The organism is Candidatus Electronema sp. JC, from assembly GCF_048287365.2.
In the GTDB taxonomy this organism is placed as follows: Bacteria; Desulfobacterota; Desulfobulbia; order Desulfobulbales; family Desulfobulbaceae; genus Electronema.
On record NZ_JBLWEM020000039.1, the window covers coordinates 1 to 19,928 of the forward strand.

The window sequence follows — 19,928 nt, forward strand, 5'->3', positions numbered from 1 at the left end:
ATCGACCGGAACAATTTTTGACATTTCTGTCCTCCTTTAAGATTCATCCCAGAGGACAATTATACAGCAGGTTAAGATGAAATACAAATAGATTCAGCTATCTAAGTAGCATATCCATCAAAAAGTCATGCGTTAGCCCTGTATGCGTAACGCAGCACCCATTCGCATTCCAAGACAACCGATGTGGCGATGAAGATTTCTTCCTGCTCAAAGAGCCGCTTTGCTTTCTCGAATTGGATTTTGTCATCGCCGATAAGCAGGCGGACAATCACATTAGTATCTGCTGCAACCATTTACTTCCGCTCCTGCGCACCCTTTCGGACAGCTTCCTCCATCTCCTCCAGTGAGACGGTTTTTCCTGTGCGCCGCAACATGCCGGCAACCTCATCAAGCTTAGTCGGCTTGAATGCCGGAGCCGCTTTCAGGAGAATGCCTTCTTCGGTGTCAATCAGCTCAAGCTCCTGGCCGATTTTCCACCTGTGCCTGGCAATGATTTCTTTAGGAATGGCAATATTGCCTTTGCTGGACAGCTTTGCAGCCTGCGTTTGCATACGATGCGCCTCTATGATGGTTGTTTTCTATGAATTTTGTCATCCGCCGGAATCGTTCCGCTGTAGGGCGCGGTTCGCGAACCGCCCCTGCCGTGCCTGCATCTTCTCCTTCAGCGTGTTATAATTTGCCTGACACGCATCAATATTCGGATGGCCGCTGGGGAATTTGGCTTTGAAGATGGCCAAGGCCCGCTGATACAGCGGCTCGGCTTCCTCGTAACGGCCCTGCGAGTAATACAGCCAAGCCAGATTGTTCAGGGTTGTCGCCACACTTGGATGATCATTACCCAACGTCTTCTCGCCAATTAACAGCGATTGCTGATACAGTAGTTCTGCATCATTGTATTTACTTTGTTTTCGATATAATCCAGCTATATTATTAAGGCTGCTTGCTACATCTGGATGCGATTCGCCAAATATCTTTTTCCGAATTTTTAGAGCCTGATGATAGAGCTGATCTGCCATTTCATACTTACCTTGCGAGTTGTAAAGTCCAGCGATATTGTCTATAATGAATGCCATATACGGATGATTATCGCTCAGTGTCGACTTAAATATCTCCAACGCCCGCAGATATAAAGGTTCTGCTTCACCGTATCGTTGTTGTGCTTCATATAATCCAGCCAAGTTATTCAGGCTTTGCGCTACATCTGGATGCACTTCGCCCAGTGTTTTTTCTCTAATTTTGAGAGCTTCTTCATAAAGAGGCTCTGCCAGATCGTATCTGCCTTGCAAATCATAAACTCCAGCCAGATTATTTAGTCCTGTTGCTGTATTTTGATCACCTTCACCTATTATCTGTTCATTTAGCACCCGCAAATAAAGTCCCTCAGCTTCCTTGTATCGTCCTTGATGCATATAAACCAAGGCCAATTCATTCATGGTGTGAGCTATTTCATTCAGCATTTTCTTTTTCTCACTGTTCCAAAATTACCAACCGGTGCTTTAGCCATTCTTCTGCCTGCTGATAATCGCCCATAATACGGGCCATCAACCCAGCGGCCAGCAGATAATCGGGATTATTCGGCTTCAGCGTCACCGCATCGCGGTACAGACTCATTGCTTCGGTATAATCAAGCTCTTCTTCTGCTATCTGCCCGCCGTAATAAGCAGCCAAAGCTGTAATTTTTCCCGTTTGTTGCCGAACTTCGGAAAAAGCCTGCTTTGCCGCTTGCTTGTTGCCCTGCCGTAAATCAACTTGGGCTTTTTCGATCTGAACTTCAGGTAATTGACCCTGCAAATTGGCAAGAGCTTCTTCCTGTTCTTTGTTTTGTTTTTGCTCTTTTTGGCGGATTTCCTCAATACTATATAACTGTTGCTGGTATTTACGATCCAGATCGAGCACTATCTCTGTATGCTTCTCAATAGTCAGCGTATTGCTGGCCTGCGATGCGCCGCGCAGGCAGGCATAGAGTTTGGAAGATACAAAACCGACAACAGCAAAACATGCTGAAACAACAGCAAGCCCCCAACCGTCCCAGATAATATCTGGATTTGTCGGCAGCCAAGAAAATACCGCCTTAATCTGCTCCATCCAATCCATGCAGTGCCTCTTTTCTTCCGCTACGTTCTTGCAACTGGCGACGCGGTGCCGCAGCAAAGGGCTTGCCGGTCAATGTATGGCGTTCAAATACCACAACCACGCCGCCAAAATGCTGTCCTGAAAAAAGAGCCACGACAGCGCGGCCAAGGAGAGGAACGGCCCGAAGGGAATGCGGGTCTGGCTGTCTTTTTTTTGCAGCAGCAACGACAGCCCGCCAATCACCGAGCCGGTCAGCGAGCTGGCAAAGACCACATAAAGCAGGCTCTGCCAGCCGAGAAAGGCACCGATCATCGCCAGCAGCTTGATGTCGCCGCCGCCCATGCCGTCTTTGCCGGTCAGCAGGACGTAGCCTGCCGCCACGGCGTATAAAATGCCGCCGCCGATGAGGATGCCCAGACCGGCCTGCTGCCACGTCACCAAGGGATTGAAAAAAGAGCCGAGAAAGCCGATGACAATGCCCGGCAGGCTGATTGTGTCCGGGATGATTTGGTGATGCAGGTCGATGAAAATGACCGCGAGCAGCGCGGCGGCGAAGAGGAAATAATAGAACAGGGCGAAGGAGGGGCCGAAGTTCCGGTACAGCGCGCCGGAGAGCAGGGCCATGCACAATTCTACCACTGGATACTGGAGCGAGATCGGAGCCTTGCAGGTGCGGCATCTGCCGCGCAGAGCCAGCCAGCTCAGGATGGGGATGTTCTCGAACCAGCGCAGTTTCGTGCTGCATTTTGGGCAGTGCGAGGCCGGGAAAATCACGGACTGGCTGTCGTCCGGCAGGCGGAAGATGACCACGTTGAGAAAAGAGCCGACCAGCGCGCCGAAAATGAAGCTGTAAATAAAATATATCGTGTCCATCGCCCGCCTCCGTGCAGCGGAGTGTTTTTGTTGAATCGGAAGCCTGTGCGGGGTATTATACCTGACCGGCGGGCAAAAGTGCCGCCCGATTTTGCGCCTGCCGCTTTTTTGGCTGAAAAATTGCGGGGCAGCAGTCTGAGACCGCCGCCGGTCTGGCGAGGAGCCTGCCATGTCGCCGCCCTGCTTTTGCTGGATAAAATTGTTTTCGTGTGTGAAAGAGAGGACAAAATGGGCACTCCGGCGCAGCTTTTCTGGGGCATCATGTTCGGAGCCGTTGGCTCTGGATACTTCATCTACGGAAAAAAACAGCAGCAGTTCGTTCCGCTTTGCGTAGGAATGGTGCTGTGCGTGTTTCCGTATTTCATCTCGAACATTTACCTCCTGCTGCTTGTCGGCTTCATCCTGATGCTCATTCCCTATTTCTTCAAAGGCTGAAGTTTCCCGCATCAGCACGTCATTTTTCACAACCATCATTTCATGCAGCGCACAATGCTTAAATCCAAGATCCACCGGGTGACGATTACCGAGGCGGATCTGAACTACGACGGCAGCATGACCATTGACGAGGATTTGATGAATGCCGCTGGCATTGTTCAATTCGAGCAGGTCAATATCTATAATATCAACAACGGCGAGCGTTTTGAGACCTACGCCATCCGGGGCAAGGCTGGCTCCGGCGTGATCGGCCTGAACGGCGCGGCGGCCCGCAAGGGGCATGTCGGCGATTTGGTGATCATTGTCACCTATGGCCAGTATGACGAGAGCGAGCTGGCCGGTTTCGAGCCGACCATTTTGCTCTGCGACGAAAAGAACAAGGTGCGGAAACGGCTCGATATATGAGCCTTCGCTTCAGAAGCGTTCAAAGCGGCTTGCAGTGCGCAAAGCGGCTTTTCTTCGCTTGAGAACGCCCTGCCGTCCGCTGACAATGAGGCATTTGACGCTTGCAATGCGGCATGTCAAGCGTTCCGTGAGCCATGTCACGCTTGCCGCGTGACGTTTCACGCATGACATGAGGCAAAGCAAGCGTGCAATGGGGCGCAGGAAGCATTCCGCGAGGCATGTCAAGCGTGATATATGGCGCGGCAAGCGTGCCGTGAGGCATATCATGCGTGCCGCATGACGTTGCAAGCGTGACATGAGGCGCGGAAAGCGTGCTGCGAGGCATTTCAAGCGTGATATGTGGCGCGGAAAGCGTGCCGTGAGGCATGTCATGCGTGCCGCGTGACGTTGCAAGCGTGACATGAAGCGCGGAAAGCGTGCCGCGAGGCGTTTGCAGCGGCAACCGTGACGGTTTCAGATTGAAAAAAGACACAGTGAGGAATAATCATGCCTGGTTTTGAAGTCTTTGGCGAAGAGGAGAAGCAGCAGGTCTTGCAGGTGTTTGACACCGGCGTGCTGTTCCGTTATGAATTCGGGCCGCAGCGCAAGGGCGTGTACAAGGTGCGGGAATTTGAGCAGGCCTTTGCTCAATACACCGGCGCGGCTCATGCGCAGGCCGTGACTTCCGGCACCGCCGCGCTCAAGGTGGCCTTGTCCGCGCTCGGCGTGGGCATCGGCGACGAGGTGATCACCCAAGGATTCACCTTTGTTGCCACGTGGGAGGCGATATTAGATGTCGGCGCGGTGCCGGTTTTCACCGAGGTGGATCAGACGCTGAACATGGATCCGGCGGATTTGGAAAAGAAGATCACGCCGAAAACCAAGGCGATCATCCCGGTACACATGCTCGGCGCGCAGGCGCGGATCAAGGAAATCAAGGCGATTGCCGACAAGCACGGCATTCCGGTGCTTGAGGACACGGCGCAGGCTGCTGGCGGACGGCTGCACGGCCAGCATCTCGGCACCTTCGGCCACTGCGGCACTTTTTCGTTTGATGCGGTCAAGACCATGACCACCGGCGAAGGCGGCATGGTCATCACCAACGACGAGGAATTGTGGCGGTGCTGCTCAGAGTACCACGATCACGGCCATGATCATGTGGTTAATCCGGGCGGGCGCGGCGGCGAAGGGCGGCGCTTCATCGGCTTCAACTACCGGATGATGGAAATTCAGGGAGCCATCGGCTTGGCGCAATTGGCGAAGCTCGATATGATTGTCGCTGAGCAGCGGAAGAACAAGGCGATCCTGAAAGAGGCTGCGTCAAAGTTGGCCGGAGTCAGCTTCCGCGAGATTCTCGATGAGCAGGGCGATTCCGCGACCTTCCTCGCCTTCATGCTGCCGGATAAAGCGCAGGCCGCCAAGGTCAATCAGGTGCTGCGCGAGAACAATGCCGGGGCGATCAATTTCGGCGAGAACACGTGGCATTTCTATCCTTCGTGGGAACATCTCCTCGGCGGCAAAACCTTGGCCAAGAACGGCTGGCCGTTCAATGCGCATGGCAAACGCCGGGTGATTTACGACCCGGCTGCCCTGCCCGCCTCTGCCGAGCTGATGAACAGGACGCTGGTCTATCAGGTTCCGGTCAAGCTGGATGAGAGCAGGCGGGATGCGCTGCTGGCGGCGTTGGCGAAGGCGGCTGCTGTCTGAACTCATGTCCTCCATCAGCACAGACATCCTCATCATTGGGGCCGGGCCAGCCGGGCTGGCCTGCGCCAAGGTCTTGGCCGAACAGGGCCGCAAGGTTTTAGTGCTGGAGCGGCGGCAGGAGATCGGCCCGAAAGTCTGCGCAGGCGGCATCACGTGGGACGGCTTGATTCGCTTAGTGCCGGAAGAGCTGATCGAAGGCCGCTTCCGCGAGCAGCACATCTTCACCCCCTGCCAGCAGACCGTGGTGCGCGAGCCGGAGCCGATCATCGCCACCATCAGCCGCCGGACGCTGGGGCAATGGATGGCCAAGCAGGCGGCGCAGGCCGGGGCGGATATCCTCACCGAGACCAAAGTGACGGCGATTGACGGCCTGCGGGTGACGGCGGTCAGCGGCGGCATAAGCAAGACCTTCACCTGCTCGCATCTCGTCGGCGCGGATGGAGCCAATTCCTTGGTGCGGCGCAGTCTCGGTCTGCCTGCCGAGGAGCGCGGCACAGGCATCAACTTTCAAGTGCCGCAACAAGTTTACGAGCGGATGGAATGGCATCTCAGCGCACGGGCCTTCGGCTGCGGCTACGCGTGGATTTTTCCGCATAAAGACAGCGTTTCGGTCGGAGCCTACAGCCCGCAGGCGGACATGTCCGCAGGCCGATTGAAGCGCAATTTTCTCAGGTGGGCGGCAGGACGCGGCTTTCAGTTAGACGAGCTGGCCTGTCAGGCCGCGCTGATCAATTACGACTACCGGGGCCACGCCTTCGGCCCGGTCTGGCTGGCTGGCGATGCCGCCGGGCTGGCTTCCGGGCTGACCGGCGAGGGCATTTATCCGGCGGTCATTTCCGGCGAGACCGTCGCCCGCCGCATCCTTGATCCGAACAGTAACCAAAGCGGCCTGAACGCCGTGCTCCGCAGGCAGGCGCAGCACCGCCGGGTGATCCGCCTCTCGGCCAAGCATCCCTCTTGCTCTTTTGTGCTGATGGAGCTGCTGCTCCTGCTCCTGCGCAGCAGGCTGGTCAGCTTCCACGCCTTGGAGATGGCCCCTTCCTCACCAACACTGTGAATTTTTATGCCGGAAGAAAGCAAAAAGAAGAAAAACCTCCTCGTCTACAATCTGCTCTTCATCGCGGTCTGCGCGGGCATTTTCCTTTTCCTCTGGAACGCGCCGCCGGAAACCACCGCCCATCTGCCGCATGACGAGAAGCATAATCAGTATCTTGAGATGGACAAAAAGGAAGCGGAAAAGCATTGCGGCACCTGTCACGGCGAGGATGAAGGAAAAATGCCGCTGCCGAAAGAGCATCCGCCCACCTACCGCTGTCTCTTCTGCCATAAACGCACGTGAGGAAACGCCATGTGGAACTCCAAAGATGTTTATTATATTTCCGATTCCACCGCCCTGCTGGCCGAGGAAATGGGCAAGTCCATGCTCTGCCAGTTCCCGGAGATCGGCTTCAACGAGGAGAAGATTCCCTTTGTCAGAGAAAAGCGCGACGCGGAGATGGCTCTGGCCCGGATTATGAAGCAGTCCGGCGGTCTTCAGCCCTTGATTTTCTGCACGATCATGGAAGAGCAAGTGCGCCGGGTTTTCGACATCGCCGAAGTGGAGCTGATAGACCTTTACGGCGGCTTTCTCAGCAAGCTGGAGCATATACTGGAGGCCAAGGCCCTGCATCAGCCCGGCTTTTACCGCAATCGCGACGATGCCAAGACGGAAAAACGGGTGGAGGCCATCCGCTACACGCTGGAGCATGACGACGGCAAAAGAACCGAAGGCTACGATCAAGCTGACATTATTTTAATCGGCGTGTCGCGCACCGGCAAGACTCCGGTCAGCGTCTACATCGCCACGCACATGAGCCTGAAGGCGGCGAATTTCCCCATGACCGCCGACCATCTCGATGCCTACGAGCTGCCTGCGGACATCATCCGCAACCGCACCCGCGCTGTCGGCCTGACCGTGACCCCGCAGTTTCTCAGCCGCATCCGCGAGGAGCGCTACCGGGGCAGCAAATACGCCTCCATCACCACTTGCAAGGCGGAATTGCAGCGGGCCGAGCAGCTCTACATGCAGCACGGCATCCAGATCGTGCATACCGAGGGCAAATCGATTGAGGAGCTGTCCGCCGAAGTGACCAACCTGCCCGGCATCTGCAAAAAAGGGCGGAAACGCCCGCCGAGCGAAAGCCGGGATGCGCGCGAATGATCCGGCGGCTGTGGCCTGTCCTGCTGCTCGCCGCGCTGCTGTGCGGCTGCGGCAGTCCAGAGAATTCCAAGAAAAACCAAGAAAATTTCATGCACCGTCCTGAAGTGCAGCGCGTCCTTTTCCGGCCCCGCGCTGCGGCCCGCACCGCCCTGCCGCCCGGCGCGGCGGACATTGACATCGAAGTTGCGCCGGGCATCGCGATTGGCTGCCGCCTGTTCACGGCGGACAAGGCCGCGCCGGTCATCCTCTTCTTTCACGGCAACGGCGAGATCGTCTCTGATTACAACGACATCGGCCCGCTCTACATGGAGGCCGGGCTGAATTTCCTTGTCGTGGATTATCGCGGCTACGGCTGGAGCGGCGGCAGCCCGTCCTTCGCCAATCTGCTCGCGGACAGCCACGTTCTTTACGATCAGCTGAAGCATTATCTGCACACAAACAGCTACGGCCCCGCGCTCTTCCTCATGGGCCGCTCGCTTGGCTCCGCAGCGGCGATAGAGCTGGCCGCCGCGCGCAATGAAGAAATCAGCGGCCTGATCATCGAAAGCGGCTTCGCCCTGACGCTGCCGCTGGCAGAGACGCTGGGGCTGGGCGAGATGCTCAAAGACGTGACTGTCACCGAGGAGCAGACCTTCAACAACGCGGGCAAAATCAGCAGAGTGACCAAACCGACCTTCCTGCTTCACGGCCAGAAAGACACGCTGATTCCGCTCTGGCAGGCGGAAAAGCTCCACGCCGAAAGCGGAGCGCGGAACAAGGAGCTGCAAGTGGTGCCGGGCGCGGATCACAATTCGCTGATTGCGGTCGGCGGCAAATACTACTTTCAGGCGATCAGCCGCTTTGTCCGCCAAGTCACTGGCGCGGATGACTGGCGCAGGCGGCGGAAGCAGTTTAAGGAAGAGCAGCAGCAAAAATGACAGAAAAACGCACAGATTATCTTTCTTGGGATGAATATTTCATGGCGGTGGCCCTGCTTTCCGGGCTGCGCTCCAAGGATCCGAACACCCAGGTCGGGGCCTGCGTGGCCAGCGCGGCGAACAAGATCATCGGCGTGGGCTACAACGGCTTTCCGTGGGGCTGCTCGGACGACGAGCTGCCGTGGAGCCGCGAGGGCAGCTATTTGGACACCAAGTACCCCTACGTCTGCCACGCCGAGCTGAACGCGGTGCTGAACTCGACCGCCCGCGACCTGCATGACTGCCGCATCTACGTGGCCCTTTTTCCTTGCAACGAGTGCGGCAAGGTGATCATTCAGTCCGGCATCCGCGAGATCATCTATCTTTCCGACAAGTACAAGGACACCGACTCTGTCCGGGCGGCCAAGCGCATGTTTGAAAAATCGGGCGTGAAATGCAGACAGTTCGTGCCGGAGCGGGATTCGCTGCTGGTGTCGTTTGCCTGACACCGGACCGGACAGGATTCGGGCGTGGAAAAAAAAATTGCATTTTCGCTGATTCAGATGTATAGATAATTTGACGAAATGCAGGCCGTCACGGCGAAACGCCGCAGTGGTGCGGCATAAACAGGAGAAAACGCATGAGAAAAATACTGTGCGCAGCATTTGTCTTAGTAATGCTGGCGGAGCAGGCCATGGCAGCGTGGACGGACAAGTTCACCGAGGATTTCAAAGACTTGGGCATGTACGACGCGGTGAAGAACGCGCTGTCGGCGGATGTCAAGCCGCATGACATCCTTGCCTTTGTGAAAAAAAATCCAGATATGTTTGAGACCGAGCTGTCGATGAAGGCTCTGTACTGCGCTGGCGAGGATGTGGACGCAGTGCAGGAGGCGGCAAGCCAGCTCGGCATCACGGAGGTCGAGATCGGCAAGGCGCTGGCCGAAAGCAAGAAGGAATGCGGCTCCATGCTGAACCTCACAGACAGGGACATCGTTGAGCCGCCGAATCATGGCAATCTTTCCGGCACCCCGCCGCAGAAAGGCGGCGTTCCGGCTGACGGCGGAACACCGCCCGCAGCTCCGCCTGCATCAGACAATGGGAAGAGCAAGGAGAAGAAGGCCGCTTCGCCTTCTCTGCCTCCTATGCCTCCCGTTGGCCCCCCACCCAGCCCCAGCACACTTTAATTCAGACGGACTGCAACCTAAGAAGGGAGAGACACGTGACAAAAAAATATCAGATCGGCCTGCTGATGCTGCTGGCGGCAGCGCAGGCGAATGCGGCAGAAGGCGAAGGCTCCGGCGTGGTCGTGAGCGAGTCGGCTTCGGCTGCTGAAGCGGAGAGCGGCGTTTACTACGACAGCGCGGCGGAGACAGAGGCTGCTGATGCTGAAGCCGGAGATGCGGCGCAGGCGCAAACTGCGGCTGACGATGAAGGCGGCGGAGACGAGGGAAGCCATGTCTTCGGCTACCGGAACGGTTATGTCCATGCCGCGCTGACCGCCAGAGGCGAGTGGACCGACAACCTCTTTAACAACGACTCGAACAAGCAGGACAACTTCCTCACCACAATTTCACCGTCGTTCTGGCTCACCCTGCCGCGCCGGTCGAAGCGGCCCATGCAGCTGGTCTCTGACAACACAGCGGTGGGCGGCCTGCAGTACAGTCCGGCAGACACCGACGAATACAACAAGGTGCAGGCCTATCTGTCTGGAACCATCGACTTCATGACCTACTCCGCCGATTCCGACCTGACTCACGCGGAAGGCGACCTTGACGCGATGCTTCAGTACAAGCCGTTTGACAAGCTCACCTTCCAAGCATTGGACAAGTACACCCACAGCCAGGACATTTTCAACGTTGCCGAGGCCACATCGGACAACAACCGGGTTTATGACTCGAACGTCTTCGGCTTGGGCGCGGCGTGGTACTCCAAAGACAAATTCTCAATCAAAGGCGGCTATCGGAATTTCTTCTTGGAGTATGACGAGGCGGTCAACGACTTCATGAACCGCACCGACAACGGCTTTGACATCGCCCTTTACTACGAGCACAGCCCGAAGACCAACTTCTTCCTCGAATATCAGTATTTGATGGCTGAGTACGACGAGAAGAAGATGCCGGACAACGACAACAACTTCTTGGGTGCCGGTGTCAACTGGCAGGCCACAGTCAAGACCAACCTGATGGCCAAGGCCGGTTATCAGGGCGTGGATTATGACGAGATCGAGGGCGGCAGCAGTTTGTCCTCAGCCTATGATGACAGCGAGTCCAATTTTTACTTTGAGTCGCAGGGCATCTGGCAGGCAACTTACAAAACCAGCCTCCTCCTCAACGCCAAGTACAGCGTCGAGCAGTCGGACAGCGAGCAGGCCTTGAATAAAACCGTGCTGGCCTTCCGTCTCGCGCTGGATCACCGTTTCACCGACCGTCTCCGGGGCGATGTCAACTTTGTCTACGAGAACTCGGACTACGCCCAGTTCAGCGGCGACGAGCGCAGCGACGATCGCTGGTATCTGAAGCCGGAACTGCTCTACGCAGTCAACAAGTGGCTCTTCCTCAGCGCGTATTGCAGCTTCGACAGCAAAGACTCCAACTACGACGGGCTGGACTATGAGACCAGCACCTTCGGCTTGGGTGTGCGCGGCTCCTTCTGAAAGCGGCCCGCAAAGCCGCTCCGGCTCTTTGGCCGGAGCGGCTTTCTCCTCTCTGATCAAGGTTCAACCGGATGCCAGTTATGATTATGTGTTTTTCCTCCAAGGCCGGACTGCTGGCCGGACGCGGCCTGTTCAGCGCGTCCTTCCTGCTTCTGCTGCTCTGCTTTTCCCTGCCTGCCACGGCTGAGGACTATCAGATCGGCTCCGGAGATGTCCTGTCCATCACCGTGTACGGCTATGATGAGCTGAAAACCAAAGCGCGGGTTTCAGAAACCGGGAGCATCGAGTTTCCGCTGATCGGAACGGTGCAGGTGGGCGGGCTGAAAACTTCGGCGGCGGCGGGAAGGATTGAGGAGCTGCTGGCTGACGGCTATATTGTCAAACCGCAGGTGCAGATTTACATTGAGGAATTCAAAAGTAAAAAGGTCGCCGCGCTGGGGCCGTTCAACCGACCTGGGCTGGTGGAGCTGAGCGGGCCGACCACGCTGCTGGAGCTGATCTCCAAGGCAGGCGGCCTGCATAAAGATGCCGGTGAGACCATCACCGTGACCCGCGACACAGAAGGCGGCCAGCAGCAGATCATCACCATTGATGTGAAAAAACTGATTGAAGACGGCGATGCCGCCAGCAACATCCCAATTCTTGGCGGCGAAACAGTGGCTGTGGCCAAAGGCGAGCCGCCGGTCTGCTATATCACCGGCCAGGTCAAAAAGCCCGGCTCGTATGTTTGGACAAAAAATGCGACTGTGCTGAAAATGGTTTCCTTGGGCGGCGGCTTCACCGGCATGGCGGCGGAGTCACGGATCAAGATCAACCGGGTTGTTGGCGGCAAGAAGCAAGAACTGAAAAATGTGAGCTTGGACACGCTGGTCGAGCCAGACGATGTCATTGAAGTGCCGGAAAGCTTTTTCTGACCAACTGCCGCAGCCGCCTTTTTCTACACCTTCCCTCCCTTCAGAATCAAAAACAGCAAATGCCCCCGGAAGAATCCTTCGCAGGACAGGAAGACAGCCTGCATCTGCGCGACTACCTGCGCATCGTCTCCAAACGCAAGGGCCTGCTGCTGACCATCGTCTGCATTGCGGTCACAGCGGCGGCGCTTTCCGCTTTTTCCAAAGTTCCTTTGTACACCGCTTCAACACGGGTGCTGATCGACAAAAACTTTGACACAGGCCGGATTGACGGGGTCAACGGCTCGCCCTACGCAGGCTGGGATCCCAACTTCCAGCAGACGCAGTTTGAGATGATCCGCAGCGAGAGCGTGGCCTTGCGGGTGGTGAAAAATCTTCAGTTAGACACTAAATACCGGCATTATTTCATTGAGGACAAGCCGGTCGAGCCAGGGATGTCGAGTCTGATTGCAGACTGGCTGTCCTCGCTGCTCACCGACGCGGCCAAAGGGCTGGAGGGGCTGCTCAGTCCGCAGCTGGCTGAGGAGGACGGCGGCGAGGAGATGCTGACTGAGGCGGAGGGCGAGCAAATCGTCGCCGAAGAGCAGAGCGATGCGGAAAAGATCGCCGAGCTGATTCAGTTCAGCATTGATGTCAAGCCGGTCCGCAACACTAAGCTGGCTGATGTCTTCTACACCCATAAAAAGCCGGAAGTGGCGCAGCTCATCGCTGACGCGCTGGTGCAGGCCTATATTGACGAGACGCTGGACATCAAGACCAGCACGGCTCGGAACGCCCTGCAGTGGATGACCGCCAAGGCCGAGGACGAGCAGAAGAAGCTGGAGGCTTCCGAGCAGAGCCTGCAAAAATACATGCGGGACAATGACATCGTCACTGTGGAGAACAAGCTGACGGTTCTGCCGGAGCGGCTGTCCAGTTTCAGCAAGGAGCTGTCCGAAGCGCAGACTAAAGAAAAGGAGCATGAGGCGATCTACCGGCAGATCGAGCGGGCCGGGAAGGACTACAAAGCCCTGGAGACTATCCCGCTTTTTGCGGACAATGCGGTGCTGCGGCAGCTCCGCACGCAGCTGGTCGCCTCGGAGCAGAAAGTCAGAGAGCTGTCCGCCAAATACGGCGAGAAGCATCCGGCCATGCAGCAGGCACTGGAGGAGCAGCGTGTGCTGCAGCGGGAGCGGCGGGCGGAGATCGACCGCATCACCAGTTCGGCCAGAAATGCCTACGAGCTGGCCAAATCGAAGGTGCGCGACATCACGACAATGATGAACGAGGCCAAGGCCGAGCTGCTCAACACCAACGAGCGTTTTGTCCAATACTCGATCCTCAACCGGACCAAGGAGATGAACCGCACGGTCTTCGAGGCCCTCTCCTCCAGCATCAAAAAGACCGATGTCACCACCCAGTCGATGGACATCAAAATCTGGGCGACGAAAAAGGCCGAGCTGCCCAAGTTTCCCTCCAAGCCGAACAAGCGGATGTATCTTCTGGCCGGCCTCGTCGCCGGTCTGGGCGGCGGTCTGGGCCTGATTTTCTTCTTGGATTATCTGGACAACACCGCCGGTTCCGCCAAAGAGATTGAGGAGCGCTACGGCCTCACGGTGCTTGGCTCGGTAGTGGACATGGCTGGCAAGAAGCACAACATTGAGACCTTTGTCCGCGACAATCCGCTCTCGCCGACAGCGGAGAGCTACCGGCTGATCCGCTCCAGCCTGCTGCTCTCCACCCCGGAGCGGCCGCCGCGAGTCATCCTGATGACCAGCATGGTGCAGCAGGAGGGCAAATCCACCACCACCAAGAACTTGGCCCACATTCTGGCCCAGAACAACAAAAAGGTGCTGATTGTGGACTGCGACATGCGCCGCCCGCGCCAGCATTCGATGTTCGGCATCGTCAACAACTATGGCCTCAGCAACTATCTCTCCGGCAACATTGACGAAAAACAGACGCTGATCCGGCAGATCCCGGACAGCGAGGTCTATCTGATCCCCTCCGGGCCGGTGCCGCCCAACCCGGCGGAGCTGCTCAACTCCAGCAAAATGCTCCAGCTGGTGCAGGAAATGCCGGAAAAATTCGATTTTGTCCTGCTTGACTCGCCGCCGGTGCAGCAGGTCACAGACAGCTTCGCCTTGGCTCCGATCGCTGACGGCACCGTGCTGGTGGTGCGGGCGGGCCACACCACCTACGACTTGCTCGACAGCGGCATCAAGCGGCTGCGGGAAGGACATGGCCATCTGCTCGGCGTGGTGCTCAACCGGCTGAAGAAAAAGCACGCGGACAAGGGGTATTACGGCTACTACTCCTATAATTCGCATTATTCCAACTACTACAGCACCTACAGCAGCAAGGACGACAAAGGCGGAAAGAAAAAGGAAGAACCCAAGCAGGAGGCGTAGTTCCCGCCCATGGCTTTTGCCAGTTTCCTTGCGCTTCTTTTTTTCGCGCCGCTGGCCTTCGGCACCACCGAAACGTGGTCAAGGATCACTGCGGAACTGCTGGCAGCCTTGACCGCGCTGCTCTATTTCGCGCCAAGGCCAGCCGCCAGCAAGAAACCGTTTTACCAAGTTCCCGGCCTGCTGCCGCTGCTGCTCTTTGTGGCGTGGATATTTTTTCAGTGCGTCCCGCTGCCGCCGCAGACCGTGCGCTGGCTCTCCCCGCAGGCTGCCGCCGCCTATCAGCCCGCCTTTGACCTGCGGCAGGCCGAATTCTGGCTGCCGCTGACTGTCAACCCGCAAGCCACCCTGCTCGAAGGGCTGCGTTTTGCTGCGTATGCCCTGTTTTATATCCTGACCGTGCAGCTGCTGGCCAGCAGCGCGCGGCTCTCGGCGGCGCTGACCAGCATTGTCTGGCTGACCCTGTTCATCGCCTTCACCGCCATGCTCCAGCGGGCACTCTCGCCGGACACTCTGTTCTGGTTCAAAAAGCTGCGGGCCGGCCTGACCACCTTCGGGCCATGGGTGTATAAAAATCAGTATGCCGGGTTCATGGTCATGACCTGCCCGCTGGTGCTGGCCCTCTTCCTTTTTCACCGGCCTGTGGCTGATGAAAACGCGTCCTTCCGGGAACGCCTGCTGCATCTGTTTTCCGGCTCCGGGGCCAATCTGCATCTCGGCTTCGGCTTCGGCGTGATTGTCGTGCTCGCCTCGGTGCTGCTGGCGCAGTCGCGGGGCGGCATACTCAGCCTGCTCTTCGCCCTGTCCCTCTTTTTCCTCCTGTTGGCCCGCAGTCAGAAAAAAATTCAGACGCTGACTCTGCTCTGCCTTGTCGGCGGGCTGCTGCTGGCTGGCGGCTGGTTCAGCTGGGACGCGGTGCTGGCCAAATTTGACCGCGCCTTTGATCTGGCTGAAGGCCAGCTGAAAGACGGACGGCTGCCGATCTGGCAGGACACGGTCAGGATCATCCCTGAATTCCTGTTCACCGGTTCCGGCTTCGGCACCTTCATCGAGGTCTTTCCCGGCTGGAAAAGTTTTGCCGACAGCCTGATCTACGACCACGCCCACAACGATTATTTAGAGCTGCTCACTGACGGCGGGCTGATCGGTTTTCTGCTGGCGGCTTGGTTTGTCCTCGCGGTGCTGCGCAGCGGCTGGAAGCAAATTTTCCGGCGGCATGAGCGGCTGGCGGTGCTGGCCGCCATCGGCGCGTTCAGCGGGCTGGCTGGACTCCTCTTTTTCAGCATCACCGATTTCAATCTGCACAACTGGGCCAACGGCCTGTACTTTTTCTTCCTCTGCGGGCTGCTGGTCTCTGCGGGCCACACCCGCCAGCGCTACCGGAAACATCCGACGCTGCTTGCGCCTGCCGCCGCCCCAAGGCGGGCCGGACTGGCCGCTTTTTTTGGCGCAGCGGTTGTTCTCATCGCCCTGCTGCGGATTCAAGGCGGCAACGTGCTGGCTGAGCGTCACTATCTCCGGGCGCAGACTGTCGCGGACTCAGAAACCATCGAGCCGGAGCGGAAGCTGGAGCGTATGGCCGAACTGCTGGAACAGGCAGTCAAAAACGCCCCCTTCCATGCCGGGTACCGCTACGCCTTGGGCAACCTCAGGCAGTATCAGCAGCGGAACGCCTCAGCTATGGTGCTCCACAGCGAGGCATTGCTGCGGCAGCCGCTGCAAGGCGTGTATTTGCAGGCCGCCGGGCTGGTGCTGGCGGAGACAGGCAGCGATCCGCAGCTGGCCCGCGCGCTGATGGAACGAGGATACGCTTGGGCCAAGCTGAAAGAAGGGCCGCTGCGGGTTTGGGTGGAATTTGAATTGACCGCTGGCCGCCGGGACAACGCGGCGCGCATTCTGACTCAGGAGCTGGCCCGCGACCCGCGCCTGCTCAAATCTGTGCATCCCCTGCTGCTCGAACAAAATTTCACACGGCAAGAGATGGCAGCAGCGCTGCCTAAGCTGACCTCAGCGTGGCTGACCTGCGCCAACCTGACCCGCGCCGCTGGAAATGAGGACGATGCCGGTTATTTTACCGAGCGGGCGTTGGATTTTCTGGATCAGGAAGCCAAACCGCAGCCGCACTGGTTCATGCAGGTGTACCAACATCACCGGAAGCAGAAGCAGGATGAAGAAGCGCTTGCTGTGCTGCGGGAGGGCATCAAGCGGCTGCCTGACTACGCCCCGTTTCATATTTATCTTGGCGACTATTACAGCAGCAAAAAAATAGATTACCGGGCCATTGAGGAATATGAGCAGGCTCTCCTCATTCAGCCCAATAATGCGGTTGTCCAGAAGAAGCTCAAACAGCTGAAGGATAAACAGCCTTAGTTCTGCTTTCAGTCATTCGCCCCACTCTTCACATTCAAGTAAGTAGGCGCTAATTCATAAACAGTATCCGCCAAGGCTGGTCAGTGAATCGTGGAGGCTGTTTTGCAATGGCGTTGCCATTCAAGGTGACTGCGGCACCCACTGACAATGCCCTGCCGTCGAGCCGGGCACCGGGCTGAAGCGTGATTGCAGCCGATGCAAGCATGTCTCCTTTAAAAACAGCGTTTGTTCCCAGAGTGGCTGCGCTGCCGACCTGCCAAAAGACGTTGCAGGCTTGGGCTCCGTTGATCAAAATCACCTGGCCGTTGTTTGCCACGGTGAGCGTGGATGCCATTTGGAATATCCAGACCGCATTGGAGTCGCCTTGGGCATTGAGCGTGAGATTCCCTGTGACCGCAAGCGAGGATGGAGCTTTGTAGAGTCCAGGAGCCAAGGTCAGACCGCCTATGTCTGCGGTGACTGAGGCCGCGCCGGGCCGTCCGGCGGCATCGTTATAGGCCGCAGTCAAATCGGTTTGGGCCTGAGCTGCGACAGAATCATTTACATGTATCGCCCCCTTCACTGTTACGGGCGGAATGTCTTGATCAAAAGCAATGCCTGGCGACACTCCGACATCGCCATTGATCCTGCCGCCGCCTGTGGGATTGGTGATCGTATTGAAAGCAAGAACCGCGAAAGAGCGGGCCGAGCCGAGATTCACCGGTGCTTGACCTGCCCTCGCATCTTGGCGAGGAAAGAATAAAGCAGCCGCAAGATAAAGACCCATGAACATCCATTTCGCCGTCAGGAGCTGGGTATATATTTTTTGCATTGGGCTTTCTCTGTCTCTCTATTTTCTATTCATCAGCAATATCCGCCAAGGCTGGTCGGTGAACCGTCGTCGGGGCGGCAGCGCAAGAGTGTTGCTGTCCAAGGTGACTTCAGCATTCCGTGCCAACGCTCTGCCCTCCAGCGTTGCGCCAGTGCTGATCCAAATTGCAGTAAACGCCAGAATGTTCCCTTTTAGGCGGGAAGTCGTTCCTAATGTTGCTGAACTGCCAACCTGCCAAAAGACATTGCGGGCCTGCGCGCCGCCTGACAGAATCACCCCATAGCCATTTCCCACAGTGAGCGAAGTGGCCATCTGGAATATCCAGACCGCATTCGGATCACCGCCTGCATCAAGTGTAAGATTACCCCCTGTAATTTGCAGCCAGCCTGATGTGGTTGTATAGAGGCCAGGCGCCAAGGTCTTGCTGCCTAACTGTTCGTTGGGCAATATAATGACATCTGTTGTCCGTCCAGCGGCATCGTTATAGGCTGTGGTCAAGTCGGCTTGGGCCTGCGCTGCGATAGGAACGGCTAAGTATACCTTCCCGTTCACTGTTACGGGCGGAACTCCAACTGCAAAAGAACTGCCTGTCCATACCCCGACATCTCCATTGATCGTGCCGCCTCCGGTGCTGGTGATCGCCGTGCCGGCCAGAATTGCGAAAGAATCAGCCGAGCGCAAGTCAACGGGCAACTGCCCTGCCTCTGCTTGGTGTTGGCAAAATAAGACGGTCAGGGCGAGACCAAGCAGAGATCGTTTTCCCTTCTCCGCTGTCAGAACACATAGATTCATTTTTTCTCTTTGTAAGAATACTGATAAAAATACGCATTTTCCATAGACTTCAAAGGAAGTCTTGCCATATATCTGTCCGCTGGAAAAGGCTGCCCAGCTTTCTTCTTTCTTTATCGGGCAGCGATTATTGTCCTTTTTTGGGAGGAGTTAAAATCCAACATTCATGTTCCATGACATGGCGATTTTTTTGGTTAAGAGGAGATGAAAAGCCGCTATATAACGGCAGAGACCTGACAGAGGCGGCGAAGCTGACCACGACAGCTTCAGCTGTCAATCCAAGCCACCGGCTTTAAGCCGGTGGAGTATTCACTGGGATAAGATTATCTGTACTGCATCAGCAGTTTTGACCCATCGCCAGAAATTGCTTCCTATACCACGCGTCGTCCTTGAATAACTCTGAACAGCACCACGATAATGGCAACAACCAGCAGAAGGTGAATAAAACCTCCCAATGTGTAGCTGCTCACTAATCCAAGTGCCCATAAAACTAACAGTATTATTGCAACAGTCCACATGCCATTCTCCTTGTATTTTATTGACACCTGTTTTATTGGTTCTCATCTGTGTGGCATATCCCGCAGGAACGCGCCGGAACGAATCTCAAACTCTCCGACAGCAAACACGACACCAGGTCGCTGCGGCTCGTACACCGTCACTTGCACATGATTCGGACGGTCTTTGTGACGCTGAATGAGCCATGCTCCTGGAAGAGGTATCTGGCCGCATCTGACTGGAGGAGACTGACGTTCTGCAGAACGGTCCGGGCGCCATATACGGCATTCTCCAAGCCTTGGATAATACCTTGCCGGAATGTTCAGGTGCGCATAGCCGTGTTCTTGAAAGTACGAGCCTCGGCCTCCTTCATGCCGCTGCTCCTCGCCCGGCGGCTTCTGCTCCTTGTGCTGATGCCTTTTAATGTGATGATCCTTATCTTCATTCCCTTTCGCTGATCCTTCATCAGCATCAAAAGCACTGAAGCAGCAAAAAACTGCGGCCGCAGAGCATATCTTCATAAATCGTTGCGTGTTCATGGCTCCTCAGCCTCCCTATGGAAAAAGGAGCGTAATCCAATTATGTAAACATTGTTTGAAGATCGTTTTGACTGCAACTCAGATGTTATCTGTAGAATATTTTGCAAGTTTGTCTAAATACGCCCAGATAAAATCAGCACAATCAGAACTAAGACAACGAGTCCAAGCCCGCCGCTTGGATAGTAACCCCAACTTCTGCTGTGGGGCCATGTGGGCAAGGCGCCGACAAAAAAAAGAATCAGCACAATCGCCAAGATCATTGTATAGCCAAAGCAGTATAAAATGACTACACTGTGCGTATGGCATACTCAATAGATTTTCGTCGGAAGGTTTTGGAGATCAAAGACCAGGACAGCCTGAGCTTTGAAGAGACGGCTCTGCGTTTCGGAGTCAGCAAATCAAG

At 56.5% G+C, this 19,928-nt stretch carries 23 protein-coding genes; 13 read left to right on the forward strand and 10 right to left on the reverse strand.

What is annotated here, in order from left to right; all coding sequences use genetic code 11:
• Window positions 1-125: 125 nt before the first annotated feature.
• From ACNKH3_RS06315 to ACNKH3_RS06335, 5 genes are all read right to left on the reverse strand, one after another.
• The gene (locus ACNKH3_RS06315) at window positions 126-293 is read right to left on the reverse strand and encodes a PIN domain-containing protein (RefSeq protein ID WP_420208638.1); all 168 of its coding nucleotides are present in this window, start codon (window positions 291-293) and stop codon (window positions 126-128) included.
• Complete coding sequence (locus tag ACNKH3_RS06320; RefSeq protein ID WP_420208639.1) at window positions 294-551, reverse strand: AbrB/MazE/SpoVT family DNA-binding domain-containing protein; 258 nt, start codon at window positions 549-551, stop codon at window positions 294-296. It lies immediately after the preceding gene.
• A gap of 39 nt (window positions 552-590) precedes the next feature.
• Window positions 591-1,457, reverse strand: coding sequence for a tetratricopeptide repeat protein (locus ACNKH3_RS06325; protein ID WP_420208640.1), 867 nt, complete (start codon window positions 1,455-1,457; stop codon window positions 591-593).
• Between the two features lie 10 nt (window positions 1,458-1,467).
• Complete coding sequence (locus tag ACNKH3_RS06330) at window positions 1,468-2,094, reverse strand: hypothetical protein (RefSeq protein WP_420208641.1); 627 nt, start codon at window positions 2,092-2,094, stop codon at window positions 1,468-1,470.
• Between the two features lie 69 nt (window positions 2,095-2,163).
• A complete protein-coding gene (locus tag ACNKH3_RS06335; RefSeq protein WP_420208642.1) occupies window positions 2,164-2,946 on the reverse strand; it encodes a prepilin peptidase in 783 nt (260 codons plus the stop codon).
• Window positions 2,947-3,174: 228 nt separating this feature from the next.
• Between ACNKH3_RS06335 and ACNKH3_RS06340 the strand changes: the two genes are divergently transcribed.
• From ACNKH3_RS06340 to ACNKH3_RS06400, 13 genes are all read left to right on the forward strand, one after another.
• Window positions 3,175-3,381, forward strand: a complete 207-nt coding sequence (locus tag ACNKH3_RS06340; RefSeq protein WP_420208643.1) for a hypothetical protein — start codon at window positions 3,175-3,177, stop codon at window positions 3,379-3,381.
• A 42-nt stretch (window positions 3,382-3,423) separates the two neighbouring features.
• Entirely contained in the window at window positions 3,424-3,786 is a 363-nt protein-coding gene (gene panD, locus ACNKH3_RS06345) for an aspartate 1-decarboxylase (RefSeq protein ID WP_420208644.1), read from the forward strand.
• Window positions 3,787-4,272: 486 nt separating this feature from the next.
• The gene (locus ACNKH3_RS06350; RefSeq protein ID WP_420208645.1) at window positions 4,273-5,472 is read left to right on the forward strand and encodes a DegT/DnrJ/EryC1/StrS family aminotransferase; all 1,200 of its coding nucleotides are present in this window, start codon (window positions 4,273-4,275) and stop codon (window positions 5,470-5,472) included.
• Window positions 5,473-5,476: 4 nt separating this feature from the next.
• Window positions 5,477-6,529 (forward strand): NAD(P)/FAD-dependent oxidoreductase, encoded by a 1,053-nt coding sequence (locus tag ACNKH3_RS06355; RefSeq protein WP_420208646.1) that lies wholly within the window; start codon window positions 5,477-5,479, stop codon window positions 6,527-6,529.
• A 6-nt stretch (window positions 6,530-6,535) separates the two neighbouring features.
• Window positions 6,536-6,811, forward strand: a complete 276-nt coding sequence (locus tag ACNKH3_RS06360; RefSeq protein ID WP_420208647.1) for a hypothetical protein — start codon at window positions 6,536-6,538, stop codon at window positions 6,809-6,811.
• 9 nt (window positions 6,812-6,820) lie between these two features.
• Window positions 6,821-7,672: a pyruvate, water dikinase regulatory protein gene (locus ACNKH3_RS06365; RefSeq protein ID WP_420208648.1), complete on the forward strand. Its 852-nt coding sequence runs from the start codon at window positions 6,821-6,823 to the stop codon at window positions 7,670-7,672.
• Window positions 7,669-8,589 carry an alpha/beta hydrolase gene (locus ACNKH3_RS06370; RefSeq protein ID WP_420208649.1) on the forward strand — a complete coding sequence of 307 codons (921 nt, stop codon included), beginning with the start codon at window positions 7,669-7,671 and terminating at the stop codon, window positions 8,587-8,589. The genes ACNKH3_RS06365 and ACNKH3_RS06370 overlap by 4 nt, the downstream gene beginning before the upstream one ends.
• Window positions 8,586-9,074 carry a deoxycytidylate deaminase gene (locus ACNKH3_RS06375; RefSeq protein ID WP_420208650.1) on the forward strand — a complete coding sequence of 163 codons (489 nt, stop codon included), beginning with the start codon at window positions 8,586-8,588 and terminating at the stop codon, window positions 9,072-9,074. Before ACNKH3_RS06370 ends, ACNKH3_RS06375 begins: the two co-directional genes overlap by 4 nt.
• 134 nt (window positions 9,075-9,208) lie before the next feature.
• Entirely contained in the window at window positions 9,209-9,754 is a 546-nt protein-coding gene (locus ACNKH3_RS06380) for a hypothetical protein (protein WP_420208651.1), read from the forward strand.
• A gap of 35 nt (window positions 9,755-9,789) precedes the next feature.
• A complete protein-coding gene (locus ACNKH3_RS06385) occupies window positions 9,790-11,223 on the forward strand; it encodes an outer membrane beta-barrel protein (protein ID WP_420208652.1) in 1,434 nt (477 codons plus the stop codon).
• Window positions 11,224-11,303: 80 nt separating this feature from the next.
• Window positions 11,304-12,137: a polysaccharide biosynthesis/export family protein gene (locus ACNKH3_RS06390; RefSeq protein ID WP_420208653.1), complete on the forward strand. Its 834-nt coding sequence runs from the start codon at window positions 11,304-11,306 to the stop codon at window positions 12,135-12,137.
• A 59-nt stretch (window positions 12,138-12,196) separates the two neighbouring features.
• Complete coding sequence (locus ACNKH3_RS06395; RefSeq protein WP_420208654.1) at window positions 12,197-14,524, forward strand: GumC family protein; 2,328 nt, start codon at window positions 12,197-12,199, stop codon at window positions 14,522-14,524.
• A 9-nt stretch (window positions 14,525-14,533) separates the two neighbouring features.
• The gene (locus ACNKH3_RS06400; protein WP_420208655.1) at window positions 14,534-16,891 is read left to right on the forward strand and encodes an O-antigen ligase family protein; all 2,358 of its coding nucleotides are present in this window, start codon (window positions 14,534-14,536) and stop codon (window positions 16,889-16,891) included.
• Between the two features lie 49 nt (window positions 16,892-16,940).
• Here ACNKH3_RS06400 and ACNKH3_RS06405 read toward each other — a convergent pair whose 3' ends face one another.
• The 5 genes from ACNKH3_RS06405 to ACNKH3_RS06425 form a co-directional block, all read right to left on the reverse strand.
• Window positions 16,941-17,702, reverse strand: a complete 762-nt coding sequence (locus tag ACNKH3_RS06405; protein WP_420208656.1) for an ice-binding family protein — start codon at window positions 17,700-17,702, stop codon at window positions 16,941-16,943.
• 18 nt (window positions 17,703-17,720) lie between these two features.
• Window positions 17,721-18,494, reverse strand: a complete 774-nt coding sequence (locus tag ACNKH3_RS06410) for an ice-binding family protein (RefSeq protein WP_420208657.1) — start codon at window positions 18,492-18,494, stop codon at window positions 17,721-17,723.
• 368 nt (window positions 18,495-18,862) lie between these two features.
• On the reverse strand, window positions 18,863-19,009 hold the full coding sequence (locus ACNKH3_RS06415; protein WP_420208658.1) for a lmo0937 family membrane protein: 147 nt from the start codon (window positions 19,007-19,009) through the stop codon (window positions 18,863-18,865).
• Between the two features lie 42 nt (window positions 19,010-19,051).
• On the reverse strand, window positions 19,052-19,525 hold the full coding sequence (locus ACNKH3_RS06420) for a hypothetical protein (RefSeq protein ID WP_420208659.1): 474 nt from the start codon (window positions 19,523-19,525) through the stop codon (window positions 19,052-19,054).
• A 113-nt stretch (window positions 19,526-19,638) separates the two neighbouring features.
• A complete protein-coding gene (locus ACNKH3_RS06425) occupies window positions 19,639-19,785 on the reverse strand; it encodes a DUF3309 domain-containing protein (protein WP_420208660.1) in 147 nt (48 codons plus the stop codon).
• Between the last annotated feature and the right edge of the window lie 143 nt (window positions 19,786-19,928).